This window comes from Neobacillus oceani (assembly GCF_046237595.1).
In the GTDB taxonomy this organism is placed as follows: Bacteria; Bacillota; Bacilli; order Bacillales; family Cytobacillaceae; genus Bacillus_D; species Bacillus_D oceani.
The window spans coordinates 2,614,462-2,633,910 of record NZ_CP143543.1 but is presented as its reverse complement, the minus strand read 5'-3'; the positions used below and the strand labels follow the sequence as shown (position 1 = coordinate 2,633,910).

The window sequence follows — 19,449 nt, the reverse complement described above, 5'->3', positions numbered from 1 at the left end:
ATTGAAACTATGGTGTGTCTTTTTCAGCAATGATGGCCTTGATATGGGCAGATGGCTTGGCCGTCTGGCTGCCGTTGTTGGACATTTTACCTGTATGGACAAAACGGATTTGGTGTGGACCTTTTCCAAGCGAGCCAGCCAAATAAATATTCCTTTCCCTCTTGAACGGCCACCAGGTTGAAACGGTCCCGAATGATTTCCCATCAATGAAGACTTCCACTTCACCGCCTTCAGGACCTCGCTCGACCGTATAGCCCACCATTTCCCCACTGAATTCAAATTCGATAAAACTCCCTTTCTCCCTGCTAAAAAAACCATTTCCTGATTTCACAAAACCTGATTTGCTAGAAGGTTCTTCAATTGAGATGTATTGCTTTGACAAGCCGGTATGGATTGGAGTAGGCAACGAGACAGCATTTTTATCGGATTGGATAGAAGCTTTAACAGATCTTGAGATTTCGCTGGCGTAAAGTTGATAACCCAGCTTGTTCGGGTGTACAAGGTCGCGGGTAAGCTTTTTCGTATCGAGGCCGGATTTTCTAAAGGGCACCCGCATATCGAGATTGACCGCGCCGTAATGTGCCGAAATTGAGCTGATTGTTTCCGCGAACTCTTCATATTGAAGGCAGCTCTCCGTGAACGTAATGATTTCCGCATAAGGCTGATCGGTTTTTACCTTTCTTATAAGCTGTTCATAAAAGAAGGCGAATTGCCTGGCATCCATGTATTTCCGGTCATTTTCGCCAAAAACGATGAACACAAGGTCAACAGGGGTTTCCGGTTTTTCCCTTTCGTATTTAATAATTCCTTCAAACGCGGTTGCGCCGCTTTGTACGATTGAGTGCCTGTTGCCAGCGGATCCGAAATCCTTTTTGATTTGTTTTTCAAAAATGGCGAACCATGTTTCATCCCGATGGCTTACACCAGACCCTCTTCCAATGCTGTCTCCAATAATCATATAGCTGAAGTCGCTGCCAGAGGAGATTTTTTTGTAAAATCCGCCAGTGTTGGCGGGGGCTTCCTTAGCGGAGGTAAATGGGTTAAATACCCCCAAAAATATAGAGAGGAGCACTGCCGGAATAATGAGCTTCCTGATAGTTGTTGTTTTCATGTTTCAGCCCTCGTTTGGTTGTAATCATACTGTCATTTTAACTTAATCATTTTGAAATAAAATAAGTGGAAGTACCTATTTTTGCAAGAAAACTGTATAGAAAAGAGATGCCTCTTAAAATTTGGGCTGGGCCAAGCCTTTTTTGGGCGGATGCCCATACAAAGTGGGCGCCCGATTCATACAGTGTTGTGAGAAAGGATATTTGGGGGAATGCTCATGTATGGATATGGAGGCTATTGTGGTTATGCCCAGCCTGTTGCAGCAGGTTGCGCGCCTGTAGGAGGATTTTTTGGAAATGGCTTTGTCTTGATAGTTGTCTTGTTTATCCTGCTAATAATAATAGGAACCGCCTGTTGGTTCGCCTAGCCGAGAACACCTCTTTCCAATGAAGGGGGTGTTTTTTTTTTTTGTAAAAAAACTATTCGCATCGATGGGAAAAAGCTTAAGTAAAATAATGAGTTTATCTAAACCGCAACCATTCAGGCGTAAGACAAAAATCAAACTTAAATCCGCTTATCCCTAAAGAAACTATTTGACCATTGCCCACGTTTTGGTATGATAATGTTATTTTAGCAAGGGGGTAAGGGGATGCTTTCAAAAAGGCTGGCTCCGGGGGATCAAATACGGATTATCGCCCCGGCAAGAAGCATGGATTTAATAAAGGAAGAACAGGTGAAACTTGCGGTCGGAAGGCTTGAAGGGCTGGGATTCCGGGTAACATTCGGAAAGAATGTCCATGGCCATGATGAATTTTTCAGTTCATCGATCGAGCAGCGGATCGAAGACTTGCATGACGCTTTTGCGGATCCTTCAGTAGCTGGTATTCTTACCGTCATCGGGGGATATAATTCAAATCAGCTTCTCAAGTATATTGATTGGGACTTAATAAAAGAAAATCCTAAATTCTTTTGCGGGTTTAGTGATATAACCGCGTTGAGCCTGGCCATTTATAAGAAAACCGGTCTGATTACGTATACTGGCCCGCATTTCTCAAGCTTTGGGGTAAAGCATGGCCTTGAATATACATTGTCTTCCTTTCTCGATGCGGCGACCAACGATGCCCCATATGAAATTGAGCCATCCGACGTGTGGAGCGATGATCCATGGTATCGTGACCAGGAAAACAGGACATTTATCAAGCAGAATGGTTTCCTTCAAATCCAGGAAGGAAGCGCGCAAGGAACGTTGATAGGGGGAAACCTTTGTACGATGAACCTTCTGCAGGGGACTGAATTCATGCCGCCTCTTGCCAACTCCATCCTTTTCATTGAGGATGATTTGGAATCCCATGCCCTTACGTTTGACCGTGATTTACAGTCGCTCCTTCACCAGCCTGGAGCGGAAGGGATTAAAGGGATATTAATCGGGCGTTTCCAGAAGGATTCTCATATAACCGAGGAAGCTATAATCAGAATCATTCAATCCAAAAAGGAATTAAAGGGAATCCCTGTCATCGGAAATGTCAACTTTGGCCATACCCAACCGATTGCGACCATACCCGTTGGGGCAATTGCGAGCATTTCCGCCAGTGGGGACGGTATAAAAATTGAAATTGACCAATCTTTTAAAAACCAATAGCCGAGGAGGTGCCCGATGCGGAAATCTTTCTATCATTTTTTAATGAAATACAGGCATCCAAAACCGAAGGACGAAATCAGCAAGTTCGCCAATTCCGCCTACATGGACCACAGCTTCCCAAAACATTCGGAAGACTACGGGGAGTTAAGCGCCTATCTGGAGCTAAATGGCGGCTACCTAGAAACGATGGTTGTTTTTGATGAGGCATGGCAGGAATATATGGCAACGGAACAAAAATGAATCCGCTCTCCAAAATTTGGAGGGCGTTTTTATTTTGCCCACCGTGTGCGATTAAACATCATGCGCATATACTATTGTAATTATTCGGCGACCGGATTGGGAGGTGAGCGTGATGGAGAAGAGGAAAACTCCGAAGTATAAACTAGGCGATACTGTCGTTATCATTATTTATGGAACTGTTGGGAAAGTGACCGATATCAAGTTGGTAGACAGCCATTTTATGTATGAGGTCAACAACAGTGAAGGCCTTTATAAGGAAGCCTCGCTCCAGCTGCTATCGGAATATGATGGCATCCCAGTTGAGGAGGAGCATTTGGGTATTGAATACAAGTTTTTCTTCGGCGACCTAGTCCAGGTAAAAGGATATGGAAATGACCTTTTCAAGGTCGTAGGCGTACGGACAGAAATTTGGCGGTATAAAGAGGATGCTTGGGAGGATGTTATTTACGAACTTGCCAGGGTGAAAGACGGCGAATGGCTCGAGGCTGGCGAAGAAGAACTAACATTGCTTGCGGATGCTGAACACGCCGATACGTTCATTAGCAAGCTTGGTTTTTTATCGATCGTCGGCAAGCAGGATAAGTCCCGAAAAAACAAACCCACAGAAGGACATGGCAAGAAATCCGAAGCAGAGGAACTTCAAAGGAAAAAGGAACGTAAGCAGTATATCGACCGTCTTCTTGACATTTACAACGATTATCGGATTTTGCATCAGCTTTTCGGTGATAATGAGTATTCCCAGGTAATGGAAGTTATTTTGAAAAAGCTGCAAGACCTCCATAAAAATGACGGAAAAAAACACGTTTAGTTGTGTTTGCCCGCACCCCTTCAACAACTACTCCGCGCATTCCCGCGCAACTTCCTAAGAATGGCCTTTATTTCAGCCGCAAGCATGAAAAGCTTTTATGATTCATACATTTTGTAAAAAGGAGGCGGTGCGAATGAAAGAAGTTGAAGTGATTATCGATACGGAAGAAATAGCTGAATTTTTCTTTCAGGAGCTTATTAGGCGGGGCTTCGTACCAACTGAAGCCGAATTGGAAGAACTGGCGGATATTACATTTGAATACCTCCTTGAAAAGTCGATTATTGATGAAGAAAAATAATAGTATGCATCATACGGCCTGCCGGCAAAAGGGCCGTATTTTTATGCGGATTTTTTGGAAATAGAACGAAACCTTTTTTTGCTTAGGTGCGTAAATAATCTATCAAAACCGGGGAGGAAAAACGATGCTGAAAAAAATCCTAAAGCTGCTATTAGGCTATAAAAAACCAAAAAAATACATGAGTTCAAGCGATGCCTGGAAATATATGAAACACAAAAAGCATTCGCACTATGGCCATTCCCATTATAAGAAAAAATTTAAAGGCAAAAGCTTTTCAAGCTTTTTTAGCAGCTGACGAAGCCGGTAAGGAGATGCTTCCTTTTGTTTAAAAGCCTCATGCTAACCATTTCCGATGCAATTGAAAAGCCATTCCCAAAGGGCATGGGTATCGATGGGAGATACAGGATCGAAAAGCTTCTTGGTTCCGGGGGCTATGGCCATTCCTATCTTGCTTTTGACATGGCTGAAGGGCGTCTTGTAGTAGTAAAAACACTTCGTCTTCATAAAAGGCTGTCTTTTTCGGGTAGGAAAAGTTTCCGTATTGAGCAGGTTATGATGCAACAAACAAACGATCCGGGCCTGCCTGCTTATTTCCGGAATGGCACTCATGAGGGAATCCCTTTTTTTGCCATGGAGTATAAATACGGTAAAACAGTTGAACAGCTTATTTTCGAGGAAGGGAACTCTTACACTGAAAGAGAAGCTTTCGGAATTGCCATGAAACTCCTTTTGATAATGGATTATTTGCATTCCAACAATATTATCCACAGGGATATCAGGATTCCGAATATCCTTTTACACGGCGAAGAAGTTTACTTGATTGACCTCGGGCTTGCCCGAAAAGCCGAAAAAGAAACTGGTAGGTTTCCTCAATCAAGCAAGCTTTTGAGAAAAGCGAAGAATCGCCAATCCGATTTCTACGGATTGGGCCATTTCCTGCTCTTTTTGCTCTACTCATCCTACACCCCAAAAGAAGGGCAGCCGGAAAAAAGCTGGGAGGAAGAGCTGCACATTTCACAGGAAGCAAAAACGATTCTAAGAAGGCTTTTGCTCATTGACAGCGAATATAATGATTGCGGTGAAATCAGGAGAGATATTGAAAAAATAATTTGTAAAGGGGCAATAGCGAATGTCATTTTTTAATAAGGTACTCGCAAGTGTGGGGATAGGCGGTACAAAGGTGGATACGAGGCTTGAACAAGATACACTTGTCCCTGGCGAAACGGTAAGGGGGATAGTCGAAATTACCGGAGGGAGCACTGAACAAACGATTGATTCGATCTATTTGTCTCTGAATACTGTATATATGAAGGAATCTAATGACAAGAAATACAGCGACACCACCGCTATTGACCGTTTCAAAATTTCGGATCCGTTCATAATCAAGCCCAATGAGAAAAAGGAAATTCCATTTTCTTTCAGGCTTCCACTTGATACACCTGTAACAATTGGGCGGACAAAGGTTTGGCTATCAACCGGACTGGATATTAAAAACGCGGTTGACCCGACGGATACGGATTATGTAAGGGTGCTGCCGAACAAGGGGATGTCCGCCATTCTTTCAGCTGTCGAGGACTTGGGTTTCCGGCTCAGGGAGGCAGATTGCGAACAAGCTTCGTACCGGCTTAGGCGCCGTCTCCCATTCGTGCAGGAGTTTGAATACGTACCTGTTTCCGGCAGACTCCGTGGCCGTCTCGATGAACTTGAGGTAGTCATGTTTCCGGGTGAGGGCGGAGAAATTGAAGTGCTTATGCAGGTCGACAGGCGTGCCCGTGGCCTCGGCGGATTTCTTTCTGAAGCGCTTTCCATGGATGAATCAAATGTCAGGTTAGTGGTAACCCAATCGGATTTACCGGTGGTCCGGGACAAAATCAAGGCGGTTATTGAACGATATTCTTAATAGGTAGAAGACGGAGCAGCGGGGGCTGCTCCGTTTCTATGTGTTCTTGCGTTTTTTCGCGGAATATTCTTTGGCATGTGCTTCATGCTCCGCGATGATTTGTTCAGCTGGTATATGATTGTTTTTTTTCGGTGCGTTAATTCGGTTGCGGTGCTTCTTTCCCATGTTTATCCCTCCTGGACATTGGGTTTCAGAAGTATGCCCGATTGTTAAGTACAGCCGGGCCTTTTAATACTATCCCTCAATTTTTTAAGTCCATTCCTGTGCTAACATTTTATCATTCACCATGATTATGATATGATGAGTGCTGAGGTTAGACATCTAACATTTGGTTTAGGAGGATATGTATGAGCATTCATATTGGTGCGAAAGAAAATGAAATAGCCGAAACGGTTTTATTGCCTGGAGACCCACTCCGCGCAAAATATATTGCCGAAACATTTCTTGAAGATGCGAAATGCTATAATGAAGTAAGGAATATGTTCGGGTACACTGGAACGTATAAAGGGAAAAGGATTTCTGTACAAGGTACAGGAATGGGCGTGCCGTCCATCTCCATTTATGTTAATGAGCTGATTGAGAGTTACAATGTGAAAAACTTGATTAGGGTCGGTACATGCGGCGCCATCCAAAAGGATGTAAAAGTCCGCGATGTGATCCTGGCGATGACATCTTCTACTGATTCCCAGATGAACAGGCTGAACTTTGGAGGCATTGACTACGCTCCAGCGGCAAACTTTGAATTGCTGAAAAATGCCTATGATGCGGGAGTTCAAAAGGGCCTGAATTTAAGAGTAGGAAGTGTATTCACAGCGGACTTGTTCTACAATGACAATGCCGACCATGAAAAGCTTGCCCAATATCAAATCCTTGCCCTGGAAATGGAAACAACGGCATTGTATACCCTTGCTGCAAAATACGGCAGGAAGGCACTTTCCATCCTGACTGTAAGCGACCATATCCTTACAGGCGAAGTGACAACTGCAGAAGAACGGCAGACAACGTTCAACGAAATGATCGAAGTTGCTTTGGAAGCCGCGATTAAAGAATAATCCAACACGAGGAAACAAAGGCTCTTCCATTTGGGAAGGGCCGTTATTTTTTTAATGAGGTGAAGGGCTACGGCAGAAAAAGTAGTGCCTGCAACCATCATTCATGTTTCCTGTTAACAACACGATATCCATATTGTTCCTTGCCCATGAGGTGATAATTTGTCCACCTTTCCTTGCCCTTGCCTAAAAGGAGCTTTATACTACTAATCAGGAACAAAATATTCTAAAAGTCGACATTGGGTGGTAAAAATGAAAAGGACATTGCTGATTATCAGCAGCTGCATACTTCTATCGGGGTGCAGCGAAATGGATGCTCTCGTAAAAAAAATTCCTATCTTAAAAGATAAAATCAACTCGGAAAGCCGTCCGCAGCAACAGGACAATCAAGTGACAGGCAGCAAAGATCCGGCAGAACCGGCATCCCAAACAAACGATGGCCCAGTGCTTGAAGCCGCCTATTTCAATGAGATTGCCATAGAAAGCGGCAGGAAGGAAATCCAGAATCCGGACAATACCCTTGTCCTCGTGAATAAAGAGTTTTCCTTGCCGGTGGGGTATCGGCCCGATGATTTAGTAAAACCTGATATCCCGTTTTCCTTTGGCGAACAGGACATTGAGAAAAGCCTGATCAGGCAGGTAGCAGCACGGGCAATTGAAGAGATGTTCAGGCAAGCGAAAGAAGAAAATATTGAAATTTATGCAGTCTCGGGTTTCCGGTCCTACGATAGGCAAAATGATTTGTTCGATGCCGAAGTGAAGAAGGTCGGGGAGGATATTGCCACGCAAGCCGTTGCCCTGCCAGGCCAAAGTGAGCACCAGACCGGGCTTACGATGGACATAGCCGCTAAATCGACCGATCTTAACTTGACCGAGGAATTCGGAGAAACGATAGAAGGAAAATGGCTGGCCGCGAATGCTCATAAATTTGGTTTTATCCTGCGTTATCCTAAAGGGAAAGAGTCAATAACTCAGTATCAATACGAACCATGGCATTTCCGGTATGTTGGAGTTGAAGCAGCCACAACCATGTATGAAAATGACTGGACACTTGAGGAATTTTTCCAGCAAGTGAAGAGAATTTAATGGGCCCCTTATTTGGGGTTCTTCTTTTTGTTCGGTTAGGAATTTATAAAATTTAACCTTGTGGACAACCCGAAACAAGCTATTGTAATCCAGCTCCAGCGCCTAGCCCCTCGAGGTCATAAGCCGGTTCCCTCCGGAGGGCAGGCCCGTCCTGCGGGCCCCGTCTTATGCAGGTCGGGGCTTACCACTAAGGAAAGCTCCTGAGAGTAATCATCGCAGGGACAGGCGGTCTTTGCCTGTCACGAAGGCGCTTGCACATTTTGTTCAAGAATAATTTTTTGTCCATTATGGAGAAAAAATGGTATTCTAGATGATAAGGCTAGTATAATTTTTACGGAAAATGGAAGTGGTGAAGGCTGTGGACGAACAGAATCAACTGCAGGAACAGGAGCAGAATGCCGGACAGCGGGATAAATCGGCGGTGATCCGGATGAAGAGGCCAGTTTTTATTTTGCTTCTGGTACTCGTTGTCGTTTTGGCATCAGGAATTACAGCTTTTGCGCTATCGTTCGGGAAAGAAACTCAACCGATCGTAATCGGTGGAAATTCCGAACGGGAGGAATTTGAGAAGCTTTATCGTGCCTATGATACCTTGAAAAAAGGCTATTATGAGGACATTGATGAGGATAAAGTCATCAGCGGGGCAATCAACGGAATGGTTCAGGCATTGGATGATCCATACTCCACTTATATGGATGAAAAGGACGCGAAGGAATTCCAGCACAGTGTGTCGTCCTCATTTGAGGGGATTGGTGCTGAAATCCAGGAAAAAGACGGGTATATTATGATTGTTTCCCCATTAAAGGGTTCACCCGCCGAAAAAGCAGGCCTTAAACCTAAGGATATTGTCCTTATGGTAGACGGAAAAAGCATACAGGGGATGTCATCAACCCAGGCGGTCATGCTGATTAGAGGTGAAAAGGGTACAAAGGTAGAATTGACAATCCAAAGGCCTGGCGTTGAAGGGACAATTAAAGTTCCAATCATCAGGGATGAAATTCCAATTGAAACAGTCCATGGAGAAATGGTTGGCGATGGGATTGCCAAAGTCCAGATTACAACTTTTTCGACCCATACATCCAAAGAGCTTGTGGATACATTGAACGGACTACAGAAAGAAGGAATGAAAGGCCTTGTTCTTGACCTGCGGCAGAATCCAGGCGGGCTATTGGAACAGGCGGTTGCCATTTCCAGCATGTTCGTTCCTGAAGGAAAGCTGTTATTCAAGGTTGAAGAACGAAACGGAATGGTCAAGGAATACAAATCGAAAAACGAAGGAAATCCTGATTTTCCATTGGTTGTCCTGATTGACAGCGGAAGCGCCAGCGCTTCAGAAATTCTTGCAGGGGCGGTAAAGGAATCTGCCGGTGTGCCACTTGTTGGTGAAAAAACATTTGGGAAAGGAACTGTGCAGACAGTCCAGGATTTCCCGGATGGTTCAAATGTCAAATTTACGACTGCGAAGTGGCTGACACCAAACGGAAACTGGATTCATAAAAAAGGAATTGAGCCGGATTATAAGGTAGCTGTACCTGACTATTATAATCTGCCTTATCTCGATCCTAAACTCGAGTTGAAACTCGGAAGTTCTTCAAATGATGTAAAGACTGCTCAGCAAATGCTATCCGTGCTTGGATTTTATCCAGGCAGGAAGGATGGCTTTTACGACGAAAAAACAGAAAATGCCGTAAAAGCTCTACAAAAGGCAAATAAACTTCCGGAAAACGGAATCGTTACGGGCAGAACAACAGAAAAAATCATAGAGCTTCTTCAAGAGAAAATCGTCAAGGATGACCCTCAACTGAAGAAAGCCATTGAAGTTGTTAAAAAAGAAATCAAATAATGAATGGACCCGGCATCCGTCAGCCGGGTTTTCCTTTTGTAAAGGTTATTTTAAAGGACGAGTTGGCTTTTAGGGCGTTGATTGTAGCGAAGGGCACTGACTCCTCGAAAATACTACGCATTTTCTCGTGCGTGGGCAAATTCGATGATGACATTCAGTGTCCTGCGGGATGTAGAGGCAAGGTGGAGACTCCACAGGCGCTTGCGCCGAGGAGGCTCCACTGACGCCCCGCGGAAAGCGTGTGCCTCGGGCCATGCAAAAGGCAGCATGTCCCTGCGATGATTATTCCCGGAAGCTATCCTTGTGGAGTGGAAATCAACAGCAAAGTTTTATAAATGGCACCTAAAGCCTAAAGGTTTGTAAGTACCGTTGAAATGCTTTAGAATGTGTGCTTAGATAGTTCCTCATCTGCTAAGAGGGGAAACTGCCGGCCCATAAGCCGTACAGGCGAACCAAGAGTTCAAAAACGGGGTGAGAATTGTTGAAGCAAATCATCCATTTTGATGAGCAGCTCAAGGAAGAAATTTTGAAGCTGGAGGATGCGTGCGTAAACATATGCCATTCGCTTCAGGAGAAATATCAGCCGGAATTTGAGGTACATGACCAAAGATTGATCCTCGAACTGATCCGGTCCAAAAAAGGAAAAAAGCAGCCAAAAGGTTTATGCTTTGAGGATGATTATGAATCGTTCATTGAAATTGGGATAGAACAAGATGATGACTATTTTCCAAATGGATATTTCCCTATATGGAAATGCAAAGAAGAATGGTTCCAGAAAACAGGCTTTTTGACCGAAAAGGATGATGCGCAAATCCGCGCCATTCTGGAAGAGATGGTCAAAGAAATGCTTGAAGAGATGAGTGTATGAAGGGGATTAATATGAAAAGGACAGAGGTTTATATCCTTGCAGGTTTCCTTGGTAGCGGAAAGACGACACTTTTAAAAAGGCTTCTGGAGGATGAGCGGGACAGTGGCAGGAAAGTGGCTGTCATGATGAATGAACTCGGTAATGTTTCGATCGATTCCGATGAAGTAGGGGACGATGTTGCCTTAAAGGAATTATTGGGCGGATGTATTTGCTGCACGATGAGCGGACAGGTGGAGGCCCAACTTCAAGGTTTGCTTCAACTGGAAAAGCCGGATGCGATTTATATTGAAACGACCGGCGCCGCGCACCCTGTCGAGGTACTCGATTCGGTCCTGTCGCCGCTTTTCGCCAACATGCTTCATGTAAAAGGCATTATCTCCACTGTCGACGGGAGAAGGTGGCTTGATAAGGGGGCGATGGGGCCGCAATTGCAGCAGCTATTGATTGAACAAGTTCGGCACGCTGATTACTTGATTGTAAACAAAGCTGGCGACTTGTCCGACAGGGAGCAGGCAGATGTTTCGATTAGCCTTCAAGGATTGAATCCTCATGCGAAATGTGTACTGACCAATTTTTCAAAAGTCCCACTTCGGGATTTGCGGGGCCTGTCGCACGCGGGGGAGAAAGAAAACTCACACGTTACGCGTTTGCAAACGAAGGACCTTGGGCTTTCATCGTTTGTCCATACGTTCAAGAACCCCGTCAAGAGGGAACGTTTCGATGAGTTCCTAAGGGGAATGCCAGATACGGTTTACCGTATAAAAGGATATGTTAAATTTGAAGGCTCCTCCTACCCTGATTTGTTTCAGTTTTCATATGGTATGCCTTCGTATATAAAAGAAGATATGAATATGCCGCTGAATATTGTCATGATTGGCGAAAATATTGATTGGGGAAAAATTGCCGGGCAGCTTCGAAGCCTGGAAGCAGGTTTTGCTTCTTATGAAAAGGGTATTGAACCGTAACGTTTACAAAAAGGAGTGGTCGGTTCATGCCTTGGTCTAAAGATGATTATCCGGCCTCAATGAAGAATCTTGACCCGGATGTCAGGGAAAAAGCAATTGAAATAGCAAATGCCCTTCTCGAAGATGGTAATGATGAAGGAAAATCAATCGCAATTGGAATTGATAAGGCAAGGGAATATATCCATAACCATGGAAAAGATTCATGAGGGTCTCCATTATTTGATGGAGGCTTTTTCATTGCATGAATTATCATGCCAAGAGGGAAACTTTCCTTACATGCAACATGAGGAAAGGGTGGCTTAATTGGGGAACAAGAGAATTCCTGTTTTAATATTGGCTTTATCGCTTCTTTTCCTGTCCTCCTTCCCGGCATTCGCCAAACTACAAGACGCAAAGATGGCTCCCTGGCAAGAAGCGGACAAGCTTTTCCCGAAGTATGCGATCTTCACCGTGGTTGATGTGGAAACAGGCAAGAAGTTCCGTGTCCAAAGACGAGCTGGAAGCAAGCATGCCGATGTCCAGCCCTTGACCCCAAAGGATACCGCGATTATGAAAAAAATTTACAACGGGGAATGGAGCTGGAAAAGAAGAGCGATTTATGCGATTCACGGCAATCAAAAGATAGCGGCTTCGATGAACGGGATGCCTCATGGGGCCGGAGCGCTTAAAAACAATTTTCCTGGCCATTTCTGCATCCATTTTTATAAAAGTACGACGCATAGAAGAAAGGAAATGGATCTCTCCCATATGATGATGGTCCATAAAGCCGCGGGGAGCCTTGGTGCACTGCTGGCTACGGACAATCCTTACGAAGCTGTCCGTTATTATGTTGCTGGCTTCAAAGAGCAGGATAGCCGCATTGTCGGCATGTTGTCTACGAAAAACATGAACTGGGGGAAGATTGTTGAAAATGTTGAAGGCGTGAAAATTATCCGGCTTCCTATGCTGCCGCCGGAAGATTTGGAAGAAGACTTGATTGCGGTTGTACCGGTGGAAATCGAATGGCATCTAAAAGGAATGGGAAGACATGTGGCAAAGGTAGAGATCATTTGTTTTCGTCCTTCCCCTTTTTCCCCATGGAAAATTGATTCCATGCAATTTTTAAAAGAGAATGGTTTACTGGCAAATGATCAATCAGATTAGGTGGTTTAAGGGCCCGATAAGGAATTGCCTGGGCCCTTACAAAGTTGTTTGCTAAACAGGCAGCTGCCCGAATTTGATGAATGTTTTTTCATCCTCAATTAGACCGCAAACACCGCATTGGATACGGCAATCCGGGCCTGTATATGGAATATGGAATGGTTCTGGGCTGTTTTTTTCGTACTCGCTCGTGATTTCACCGGTTAATGGGTCCATTTTAACAGAATGGGCCACCTGTTCAATGATATTAAAACGGCTTCTATTCGTTTTGCAATTTGGACATCGGTATGGATGCACCATGGAAACCTCCTTGTGAAGTTGTTCTCCTATTTTTTGCAATCAATTCGGTTAATATGTACAATTCTAGTGATAAAGGTTTGATGCTGGGAGTTGAACGATATCATGAAAGAAATGGATTTTGCCAGACTGCTTGGCGAATATCGTAAAATCTGGAACAACCGGCTTCTTGAAAAAGAAGGGGAAAGCAATGAAGCGATCCTGAAAGAAGCCATTGCCAGGGAACTAAGGGATGAAAATTCCCATCCAAGGGTAAGAAAGCCGATCCATTCAAAGTATTATAGCGCCGTAAAAAGGATTCTAGAAACGGATCTTTCAAATGAAGCAAAGCTGGAACTTATTGAACTACATACAGTTTTAGCGGAAAAAATGTCTTGAAAAGATGCAAAATCCGTACAGCGGAAAAAGGTGTACGGAATGTCTGCCTAAATAAACTTATATAAAATTGATTTCTGACAGCTGGACATCAATCGCCCGAATAAGCCTGATTTCAAGTATGCCATCCTGCACACTTGCTGTGGCTCCTTTTTTCTTGACTACGGCGGGGAGGTCAAAGGCCTGTTTTTCTCCCTGAACCGGGAAGTTTTCTATAATTAGTTGGTTCGATGTATGATAGAGGCGAATATTTTCCTGCGTGTCTTCTGAAATCGGTAGCCTTGCATAAACATAATCGTGGGTTAAAAAAATGGAAGCCTGGCTTTTCGCTGAAGCGGCCGTAGCCTGAGATTGTCTGGTAGGTGCTTCATCGGAAAAATGAAAGGCATTTTCTGTCCCTTTTGGCAAATAAGCTTCAATTGCCTCCCGTACATATTTTTCTATGGCGTCAGGTTTCATGCCCTTCATCATAGTCGACATCTCTTTATTGAATGGAAACGAGCTCCAGGGGAACATGCAAACCATCCTTTCTTGCTAAACGGGCTTAGCGGATGCATCTCTGCACTAACATAATATGAAAAAAACGCCCAAAGGTTCAGAATGCTTTACTTCCCTATGGGCGCTTCATAATGGAAATTAAGAGATAAGAGGGGGGATTCGGATGGTAAAAAGGACTGTATTCATTACTGGGGCTGCTTCCGGCATAGGAAAAATGACTGCCATCCTTCTCGCGGAAAAAGGCTATGATTTGGTCATCAATTACCGGTCAAGCAGAAGAAAGGCAGAGGCACTGGCGGATTATATAACCAATACCTTCAAAACAACATGTGTACTCGTACAGGGAGACGTTTCAGTCAGGGAAGAGTGTGAAAATGCCGTCTCTAAGGCTCTTGCCGAAGTTCCTTCAATCGATATTTTCATCCATAACGCCGGTCCTTACATACATGACAGAAAAAGCTTGACCGATTACACATTCGATGAATGGAATTCAATTGTATCAGGTAACCTTTCATCAGCTTTCTATTTAGCGAAACTTCTACTCCCGCAGATGAGGGAAAAGGGATGGGGAAGAATCATCACTTTAGGGTTTGACCGGGTTGAAACAGCTCCTGGGTGGATATACCGATCTGCGTTCGCCGCCGCGAAAACCGGCCTAGCATCCCTGACTAGGACAATCGCGCTTGAAGAAGCTGAAAACGGAATTACGGCCAATATGGTGTGCCCAGGGGATATCATCCCAGGGTGGAAGGAAAAAGACGTAGGGGACGTTACTGGCAATGAGGCTGAAAATGCTCCGGTTGGCCGGCCAGGCACTGGCGGAGATATCGCAAGGGTGATTGGATTCCTCGCGGATGAAAAATCCGATTTTATCACCGGCAGCATTATTCCTGTAACAGGCGGATTAGATGTACTAGGGAAAATTTATAGGCAATGATTCTTGTTTATACAATAATATTATTATGTAAACAGCAATCGAAAAACCAAACCGCCATGGAAAGGAGGTTTGGTTTTTTTCTATTGGCTTATATAACGGTCAGGTAGAAATAGAGATCTACTGTTGGAAATGTATTTTTAGGCTTCAAGAAGCTTGCTTTCCTCCTGGGAAGCAATATTGTTTCGAAGTAAATGGAAAGTGTACTGGTCTTTTGGGACTTCATATAAATCGAAAATATTCCCTTCGGAATTCAATTCGCGGTACAAGGCCGGCCTTGTTTCGTTCGCTTTAACCGAATAGGGGAGTTTTTCAGCCGCTTTAATGGACCTGACATTCGCTTTTCTTATTCTCATAAAGACCGTTTCAATCCCGAGCTCATAGAAAACTTCCTGAAAGAAGGCTTCCTTTGCAAGAGAGTTGTAGCCAAGTCCGTGAAAAGGCTTGCCGAGCCAGGTTCCAAGGAAACCTGCGTTCGATTCGATATCGAATAGGGAAATTGTCCCGATTGGCGTTCCCCATTCGTCAAGAATTGTACGGGAGATGATTTCCCCCCGCTCTTCCGCCTCTATTGTTTGTTTGGTTAAAAATAGGAACTCATCATAGGAATTCGCTTTATGGCGTACATATGGAAACACATCTGGATGGGTAATCAGGTCGTATAGTGCGTGGCAATCGTTGAGATCGCGTTTTTTCAACATAGGAAGCCCTCCAATCAGGGCAGACGGGTCCCATGGATCCGGACCTCCACCCTCGAAATTTTTTTAAGTTGCGAAAAAAATTTCGGGGTGGGAATCGAACCCACTAGGACCAGTTTGACTGGTGGCGCACCATTTGCCTTCCCAATGCACAATATATATAATGTTGGCTGCCATGATGACAGGGAAATTCAGTTTAACATAAGTAAAAGAGTTTTTACTAGAGTATAATACACAAAAATAAATAAAAAATAAATAGGTTTTTTGGCGGAAAAATCAATTGTTTTTCCGATAAATTTCTACATTATTTTTGAAAAACAAATATTCCGTCTATCATTGTCCATAGTGGTTTGGATAGAAAATGGAAGGGATGGAAGTTCCAAAGCACTAGATCGGCATCCTTCCCTTCCTCTATACTTCCAATCCGATGGTCGACTCCGAGGTTTCTGGCAGGGAGGATGGTAATCCCTTCAAGTGCCTTTTGTTCGGACAGGCCCTCCCTTACAGCAATGGCGGCGCAAACATTCAAATATTGAATGGGAGTGTAAGGGTGGTCTGTCGTAATGGAAACCTCTATCCCATGCTTTGAAAGTTCCTGATACGTAGTCCAGCTTTTGTTTTTTAATTCAACCTTCGAGCGCCTTGTTAAAGTAGGGCCTACCGAAACCTTCAGCCCCAAGCCGGTAAGTTCGCTTGCAATCAGGTGGCCTTCCGTGCAATGCTCAATCCGGACATCGAGGCCAAATTCATCCGCAAAACGCAAAGCCGCCATAATATCATCCGCGCGGTGGGCATGAACTCGGATGGGAATCTCTCTATTTAAAGCTTTTCGCAAAGGCAGGGTGCGCAAGTCGTCCGTATTTGTTCCGGCGGCATGATTGAATGCTTCCCGCAGCATCCCCATAATTCCCATCCGGGTAAGAGAATGGTTCTTCCCGTTGCTGTGGACGCGTTTCGGATTTTCTCCCAGTGCTATTTTAAGCCCGGCGGTCTGCTTTATAATCATATCGATGACATTTCTGCCGGCCGTTTTAATGACCGAGGTCGTCCCCCCGATTACATTCGCGCTGCCGGGCATAATATGGACGGCGGTAATGCCGGCTTCCCTGGCATCCTTGAACGAAGAATCAAGAGGATATACCCCATCCATCGCACGGATGTGGGGGGTAATCGGTTCAATCGTATCGTTCGCATCATTACCCGCCCAGCCTGTCCCTTCATCATAGAGGCCCAGATGGGTATGGACATCGATAAATCCTGGCAGCAGAAACAAGTTGTTGCATTCGATTTGCTTCGTTTCCGGGTCCGCTGGCAGATTTCTGCCGACTTTTTTTATTTTTCCGTCCTCAACCAGGACATCGCCATGTGCGAACGGTTGTTGAGTTACCGGAATTACCATCGCATTTTTTAGTAAAATTTTCTCCATTTTCCTACCTCGTTGTCCATATTTAAAAAGGTTGGTCCTCAATTTAAGCTTGCCTTTACGTTAAACAATCTCTTCATAAACAAGTATATGCCAGAGCCCTTTTTTGATTTCTTTTAAGGCAACACTTAATGGGCTTTTAACACATGGGGAGTGTTGCGGAATGATTTGGACAGGCTGGCAATAGAATATTAGAAAAGAGTGTAAGAGGGCTACAATGAAAATTACGGACTATTACTTCCAAACTTCGAAGGCATCCTTAAATTCCAGCATTGTGTTTCTTTTTCCGGCAATTCTCCTGATCGCTTACAATATCCTTTTTATGAACAACAAACAGGCTATGCTGCTTATCCTCCCGTTCATTATTGGGAGCATGGTTTACTTTAATATCCATTTGGTGAACCAAAAGAGAGCCGTTAGTTCCGCACGCGATTTTGGAGGGTACCCGGAGCATATACTGAAGGCAAATCATATTCTTGTATTTTACGAAGCGAAATTAAACCCTGGCCTGATCCTTTTTTCCGCTAATGGTACAAAAATTGCAGACCTGAGGAGGATTTCGCCGGGCATCTTTTTCTTTCGGAAAAAACTCGAATTAACGGATGGGCAGTCCAGCCTGGTCGCAAGGTATTTCCTCACTCAAAAAGGTATCCATGTTTATGATTCGGTGGGCCTGTCTTTAGGCGGCTTATGTAAAAGCCGTGAAGGCTGGACATTCACTGCGGAAGGGACTAACATCGCGTCAATTGATTCGTCAAGGCTTTTCATGGATTTGAAAATTGTTGGTGAAAAATTTGGGCAGGCGGGCAGGCTGAGAAGGGGAATGATGCCGTTGGGGTGGACGGCTTTCTCAGCTGATCCCAATGCTCCGGTTTTCACCCTTGACCCCCGGCTGGCTGACGAGGAAAGGCTTCTCTTCTTGGCCGTATTGATCAAGGAATTTTTTGTTGAACGCTAATATTGTAATTTTTTTGCTACTGTGCGATTCTTTAACTGACGAAAGATCCGGGAGGTAGCAAATTTGGAATTTGAATTTATTAAAGTACATGGTTCAGGGAACGATTTTTTGCTGATTGACGAACTTTCCGGAACGGAATTGTTTACGGAAGTGGAAAGAGCGAAAATGGCCCGCCTTTTATGCGACAGGGATAATGGGCCAGGCGCTGACGGAATCCTGTTCATTCTTGGTAGCCAACATGCCGATGCGGTTATGAGGGTATTCAACGCGGATGGGTCGGAAGCTTCCATGTGCGGAAATGGCCTACGCTGCGCGGGAAGATATGTTTGTGAAAAACTTGATAAAGATAGCGCCGTAATTGAAACAATGAAGGCAGACCTTCTTGTTCAAAAATATCCTGACATTAGGGAAGGGATTAAGACGTACAATGTGGAAATTTCCCCCGTTTTATTCAATCTTGGGGATTTGCCGCTGAATTTGCCACACGAAACGCTAATGAATGGGAAAATTCCCGAGTTGTCGGATGATCTTCTATTTACAGCAGTCGCTGTTCCCAATCCGCATTTAATCGCCATTGTGGGGGAGAACGAATTACAAGGAACCCTACAAAAGGAGTTAAGCGAAAAAGTAAACAAGCCAAACAATCTTTTCCCGGACGGTGTGAATGTAAGTTTCGTAAAGCTTTTGGCGGACGGCCATATTTATGTAAGGACGTTTGAACGCGGGGTTGGCTTTACAAACGCGTGCGGGACCGCGATGTCTGCTTCGTCGCTTGTAACCTGCCTTAATGGATTGAATGATATTAATCAACCTATCTCGGTTTACAATGATGGCGGGATGGTTCAGTGCATCGTCAGGAACTTGGATGGAAGCTTTAAAATTGAACTGATTGGAAATGCAACATTCCTTTACAGGGCAACAGGGAAAGTGGATTTTTCCCTGGGAACCAACGCGTTTACCGAGGTCCGTGATTTTGGTGAACAAGAACTGTATGCCAGTCTTCAGGAAAAGGCAAAGGAATTCATTGCTGCACATAAATAAGGATAGGCTAGCTTGCGTTTTTAAGCAGATAGATTTAAGGCCCAGTTGGGGAGCATAGCGGCGTTTTTCTGATGATCGTTAGTTGAGTGGCTTAACACCTAGACCTGCGATTCCTGTGCTGTTGGATGAAGGAAACTAATTAACCAAGGAGCCAGTCGTGCTGCTCCCTTTAGTGAGAAAGAATTAAATTTTGGTTCTACCACGGTCATTTAGGCTGTGGTATTTTCGTTGCTCGGGGTTGTAAAAGTTGCTGTGTGACAACATATAGCTGAAATCTCGTTTGGTTGTCAGATAAACCTCGTTATTATGACAACCAGGAGCCGAAATCTCTTTTGGTTG

25 protein-coding genes are annotated in these 19,449 nt (G+C 44.4%); 19 read left to right on the top strand and 6 right to left on the bottom strand.

What is annotated here, in order from left to right; translation table 11 throughout:
- Positions 1-7 precede the first annotated feature (7 nt).
- Positions 8-1,111: a GDSL-type esterase/lipase family protein gene (locus tag V1499_RS13195; RefSeq protein WP_409270372.1), complete on the bottom strand. Its 1,104-nt coding sequence runs from the start codon at positions 1,109-1,111 to the stop codon at positions 8-10.
- Between the two features lie 216 nt (positions 1,112-1,327).
- Between V1499_RS13195 and V1499_RS13190 the strand changes: the two genes are divergently transcribed.
- The 8 genes from V1499_RS13190 (at position 1,328) to V1499_RS13155 (ending at position 5,935) form a co-directional block, all read left to right on the top strand.
- Positions 1,328-1,477 carry a YjcZ family sporulation protein gene (locus V1499_RS13190; RefSeq protein ID WP_409270371.1) on the top strand — a complete coding sequence of 50 codons (150 nt, stop codon included), beginning with the start codon at positions 1,328-1,330 and terminating at the stop codon, positions 1,475-1,477.
- A 222-nt stretch (positions 1,478-1,699) separates the two neighbouring features.
- A complete protein-coding gene (locus V1499_RS13185) occupies positions 1,700-2,689 on the top strand; it encodes a S66 peptidase family protein (protein WP_409270370.1) in 990 nt (329 codons plus the stop codon).
- A 15-nt stretch (positions 2,690-2,704) separates the two neighbouring features.
- Entirely contained in the window at positions 2,705-2,929 is a 225-nt protein-coding gene (locus tag V1499_RS13180) for a YozE family protein (RefSeq protein ID WP_409270369.1), read from the top strand.
- A 112-nt stretch (positions 2,930-3,041) separates the two neighbouring features.
- Positions 3,042-3,737 (top strand): hypothetical protein, encoded by a 696-nt coding sequence (locus tag V1499_RS13175; RefSeq protein ID WP_409270368.1) that lies wholly within the window; start codon positions 3,042-3,044, stop codon positions 3,735-3,737.
- A gap of 133 nt (positions 3,738-3,870) precedes the next feature.
- A complete protein-coding gene (locus V1499_RS13170) occupies positions 3,871-4,035 on the top strand; it encodes a YozD family protein (protein WP_316569898.1) in 165 nt (54 codons plus the stop codon).
- A 124-nt stretch (positions 4,036-4,159) separates the two neighbouring features.
- Positions 4,160-4,330 (top strand): hypothetical protein, encoded by a 171-nt coding sequence (locus tag V1499_RS13165; RefSeq protein ID WP_409270367.1) that lies wholly within the window; start codon positions 4,160-4,162, stop codon positions 4,328-4,330.
- Positions 4,331-4,356: 26 nt separating this feature from the next.
- Complete coding sequence (locus tag V1499_RS13160; protein ID WP_409270366.1) at positions 4,357-5,178, top strand: serine/threonine-protein kinase; 822 nt, start codon at positions 4,357-4,359, stop codon at positions 5,176-5,178.
- Positions 5,165-5,935, top strand: coding sequence for a sporulation protein (locus V1499_RS13155; protein ID WP_409270365.1), 771 nt, complete (start codon positions 5,165-5,167; stop codon positions 5,933-5,935). Before V1499_RS13160 ends, V1499_RS13155 begins: the two co-directional genes overlap by 14 nt.
- 36 nt (positions 5,936-5,971) lie before the next feature.
- Here the strand turns inward: V1499_RS13155 and V1499_RS13150 are convergent, their stop codons facing one another.
- Positions 5,972-6,100 (bottom strand): hypothetical protein, encoded by a 129-nt coding sequence (locus V1499_RS13150; RefSeq protein ID WP_409270364.1) that lies wholly within the window; start codon positions 6,098-6,100, stop codon positions 5,972-5,974.
- 182 nt (positions 6,101-6,282) lie between these two features.
- Here V1499_RS13150 and deoD point away from each other — a divergent pair, with 182 nt between their 5' ends.
- The 7 genes from deoD (at position 6,283) to V1499_RS13115 (ending at position 12,889) form a co-directional block, all read left to right on the top strand.
- On the top strand, positions 6,283-6,987 hold the full coding sequence (deoD, locus tag V1499_RS13145) for a purine-nucleoside phosphorylase (RefSeq protein WP_409270363.1): 705 nt from the start codon (positions 6,283-6,285) through the stop codon (positions 6,985-6,987).
- A 249-nt stretch (positions 6,988-7,236) separates the two neighbouring features.
- On the top strand, positions 7,237-8,070 hold the full coding sequence (locus tag V1499_RS13140; RefSeq protein WP_409270362.1) for a D-alanyl-D-alanine carboxypeptidase family protein: 834 nt from the start codon (positions 7,237-7,239) through the stop codon (positions 8,068-8,070).
- A 340-nt stretch (positions 8,071-8,410) separates the two neighbouring features.
- Positions 8,411-9,913: a S41 family peptidase gene (locus V1499_RS13135; RefSeq protein WP_409270361.1), complete on the top strand. Its 1,503-nt coding sequence runs from the start codon at positions 8,411-8,413 to the stop codon at positions 9,911-9,913.
- 481 nt (positions 9,914-10,394) lie between these two features.
- Positions 10,395-10,781, top strand: a complete 387-nt coding sequence (locus V1499_RS13130; RefSeq protein ID WP_409270360.1) for a hypothetical protein — start codon at positions 10,395-10,397, stop codon at positions 10,779-10,781.
- 11 nt (positions 10,782-10,792) lie between these two features.
- The gene (locus tag V1499_RS13125; RefSeq protein WP_409270359.1) at positions 10,793-11,746 is read left to right on the top strand and encodes a CobW family GTP-binding protein; all 954 of its coding nucleotides are present in this window, start codon (positions 10,793-10,795) and stop codon (positions 11,744-11,746) included.
- Positions 11,747-11,772: 26 nt separating this feature from the next.
- Positions 11,773-11,952, top strand: a complete 180-nt coding sequence (locus tag V1499_RS13120; RefSeq protein WP_409270358.1) for a hypothetical protein — start codon at positions 11,773-11,775, stop codon at positions 11,950-11,952.
- Between the two features lie 97 nt (positions 11,953-12,049).
- Positions 12,050-12,889: a hypothetical protein gene (locus tag V1499_RS13115; protein WP_409270357.1), complete on the top strand. Its 840-nt coding sequence runs from the start codon at positions 12,050-12,052 to the stop codon at positions 12,887-12,889.
- A 51-nt stretch (positions 12,890-12,940) separates the two neighbouring features.
- Here V1499_RS13115 and V1499_RS13110 read toward each other — a convergent pair whose 3' ends face one another.
- Positions 12,941-13,186, bottom strand: a complete 246-nt coding sequence (locus tag V1499_RS13110) for a DNA alkylation repair protein (protein WP_409270356.1) — start codon at positions 13,184-13,186, stop codon at positions 12,941-12,943.
- Between the two features lie 102 nt (positions 13,187-13,288).
- Here V1499_RS13110 and V1499_RS13105 point away from each other — a divergent pair, with 102 nt between their 5' ends.
- Positions 13,289-13,561, top strand: a complete 273-nt coding sequence (locus tag V1499_RS13105; RefSeq protein WP_409270355.1) for a hypothetical protein — start codon at positions 13,289-13,291, stop codon at positions 13,559-13,561.
- Between the two features lie 57 nt (positions 13,562-13,618).
- On the opposite strand, the gene V1499_RS13100 is transcribed toward V1499_RS13105, so the two are convergent.
- Complete coding sequence (locus tag V1499_RS13100) at positions 13,619-14,029, bottom strand: Hsp20/alpha crystallin family protein (RefSeq protein ID WP_409270354.1); 411 nt, start codon at positions 14,027-14,029, stop codon at positions 13,619-13,621.
- A 190-nt stretch (positions 14,030-14,219) separates the two neighbouring features.
- On the opposite strand from V1499_RS13100, the gene V1499_RS13095 reads away from it, so the two are divergent.
- Positions 14,220-14,993, top strand: coding sequence for an SDR family oxidoreductase (locus V1499_RS13095; protein WP_409270353.1), 774 nt, complete (start codon positions 14,220-14,222; stop codon positions 14,991-14,993).
- Positions 14,994-15,130: 137 nt separating this feature from the next.
- On the opposite strand, the gene V1499_RS13090 is transcribed toward V1499_RS13095, so the two are convergent.
- Positions 15,131-15,691, bottom strand: a complete 561-nt coding sequence (locus V1499_RS13090; RefSeq protein WP_409270352.1) for a GNAT family N-acetyltransferase — start codon at positions 15,689-15,691, stop codon at positions 15,131-15,133.
- 301 nt (positions 15,692-15,992) lie between these two features.
- Positions 15,993-17,114 (bottom strand): amidohydrolase, encoded by a 1,122-nt coding sequence (locus V1499_RS13085; protein WP_409270351.1) that lies wholly within the window; start codon positions 17,112-17,114, stop codon positions 15,993-15,995.
- A gap of 214 nt (positions 17,115-17,328) precedes the next feature.
- Between V1499_RS13085 and V1499_RS13080 the strand changes: the two genes are divergently transcribed.
- Entirely contained in the window at positions 17,329-18,069 is a 741-nt protein-coding gene (locus tag V1499_RS13080) for a hypothetical protein (RefSeq protein WP_409270350.1), read from the top strand.
- 63 nt (positions 18,070-18,132) lie between these two features.
- Entirely contained in the window at positions 18,133-19,110 is a 978-nt protein-coding gene (gene dapF, locus V1499_RS13075; protein ID WP_409270349.1) for a diaminopimelate epimerase, read from the top strand.
- Positions 19,111-19,449 lie beyond the last annotated feature (339 nt).

What these genes read in the sequence shown, in the direction of transcription:
- deoD (WP_409270363.1), top strand. Translation starts at nt 6,283, where the DNA reads ATGAGCATTCATATTGGTGCGAAAGAAAATGAAATAGCCGAAACGGTT.
- V1499_RS13110 (WP_409270356.1), bottom strand. Translation starts at nt 13,186, where the DNA reads ATGGTGCATCCATACCGATGTCCAAATTGCAAAACGAATAGAAGCCGT.
- V1499_RS13170 (WP_316569898.1), top strand. Translation starts at nt 3,871, where the DNA reads ATGAAAGAAGTTGAAGTGATTATCGATACGGAAGAAATAGCTGAATTT.
- V1499_RS13185 (WP_409270370.1), top strand. Translation starts at nt 1,700, where the DNA reads ATGCTTTCAAAAAGGCTGGCTCCGGGGGATCAAATACGGATTATCGCC.
- V1499_RS13090 (WP_409270352.1), bottom strand. Translation starts at nt 15,691, where the DNA reads ATGTTGAAAAAACGCGATCTCAACGATTGCCACGCACTATACGACCTG.
- V1499_RS13150 (WP_409270364.1), bottom strand. Translation starts at nt 6,100, where the DNA reads ATGGGAAAGAAGCACCGCAACCGAATTAACGCACCGAAAAAAAACAAT.
- V1499_RS13165 (WP_409270367.1), top strand. Translation starts at nt 4,160, where the DNA reads ATGCTGAAAAAAATCCTAAAGCTGCTATTAGGCTATAAAAAACCAAAA.
- V1499_RS13190 (WP_409270371.1), top strand. Translation starts at nt 1,328, where the DNA reads ATGTATGGATATGGAGGCTATTGTGGTTATGCCCAGCCTGTTGCAGCA.
- V1499_RS13195 (WP_409270372.1), bottom strand. Translation starts at nt 1,111, where the DNA reads ATGAAAACAACAACTATCAGGAAGCTCATTATTCCGGCAGTGCTCCTC.
- V1499_RS13085 (WP_409270351.1), bottom strand. Translation starts at nt 17,114, where the DNA reads ATGGAGAAAATTTTACTAAAAAATGCGATGGTAATTCCGGTAACTCAA.
- V1499_RS13080 (WP_409270350.1), top strand. Translation starts at nt 17,329, where the DNA reads ATGAAAATTACGGACTATTACTTCCAAACTTCGAAGGCATCCTTAAAT.
- V1499_RS13155 (WP_409270365.1), top strand. Translation starts at nt 5,165, where the DNA reads ATGTCATTTTTTAATAAGGTACTCGCAAGTGTGGGGATAGGCGGTACA.
- V1499_RS13180 (WP_409270369.1), top strand. Translation starts at nt 2,705, where the DNA reads ATGCGGAAATCTTTCTATCATTTTTTAATGAAATACAGGCATCCAAAA.
- V1499_RS13100 (WP_409270354.1), bottom strand. Translation starts at nt 14,029, where the DNA reads ATGATGAAGGGCATGAAACCTGACGCCATAGAAAAATATGTACGGGAG.
- V1499_RS13135 (WP_409270361.1), top strand. Translation starts at nt 8,411, where the DNA reads ATGGAAGTGGTGAAGGCTGTGGACGAACAGAATCAACTGCAGGAACAG.
- V1499_RS13175 (WP_409270368.1), top strand. Translation starts at nt 3,042, where the DNA reads ATGGAGAAGAGGAAAACTCCGAAGTATAAACTAGGCGATACTGTCGTT.
- V1499_RS13120 (WP_409270358.1), top strand. Translation starts at nt 11,773, where the DNA reads ATGCCTTGGTCTAAAGATGATTATCCGGCCTCAATGAAGAATCTTGAC.
- V1499_RS13105 (WP_409270355.1), top strand. Translation starts at nt 13,289, where the DNA reads ATGAAAGAAATGGATTTTGCCAGACTGCTTGGCGAATATCGTAAAATC.
- V1499_RS13125 (WP_409270359.1), top strand. Translation starts at nt 10,793, where the DNA reads ATGAAAAGGACAGAGGTTTATATCCTTGCAGGTTTCCTTGGTAGCGGA.
- V1499_RS13095 (WP_409270353.1), top strand. Translation starts at nt 14,220, where the DNA reads ATGGTAAAAAGGACTGTATTCATTACTGGGGCTGCTTCCGGCATAGGA.
- V1499_RS13140 (WP_409270362.1), top strand. Translation starts at nt 7,237, where the DNA reads ATGAAAAGGACATTGCTGATTATCAGCAGCTGCATACTTCTATCGGGG.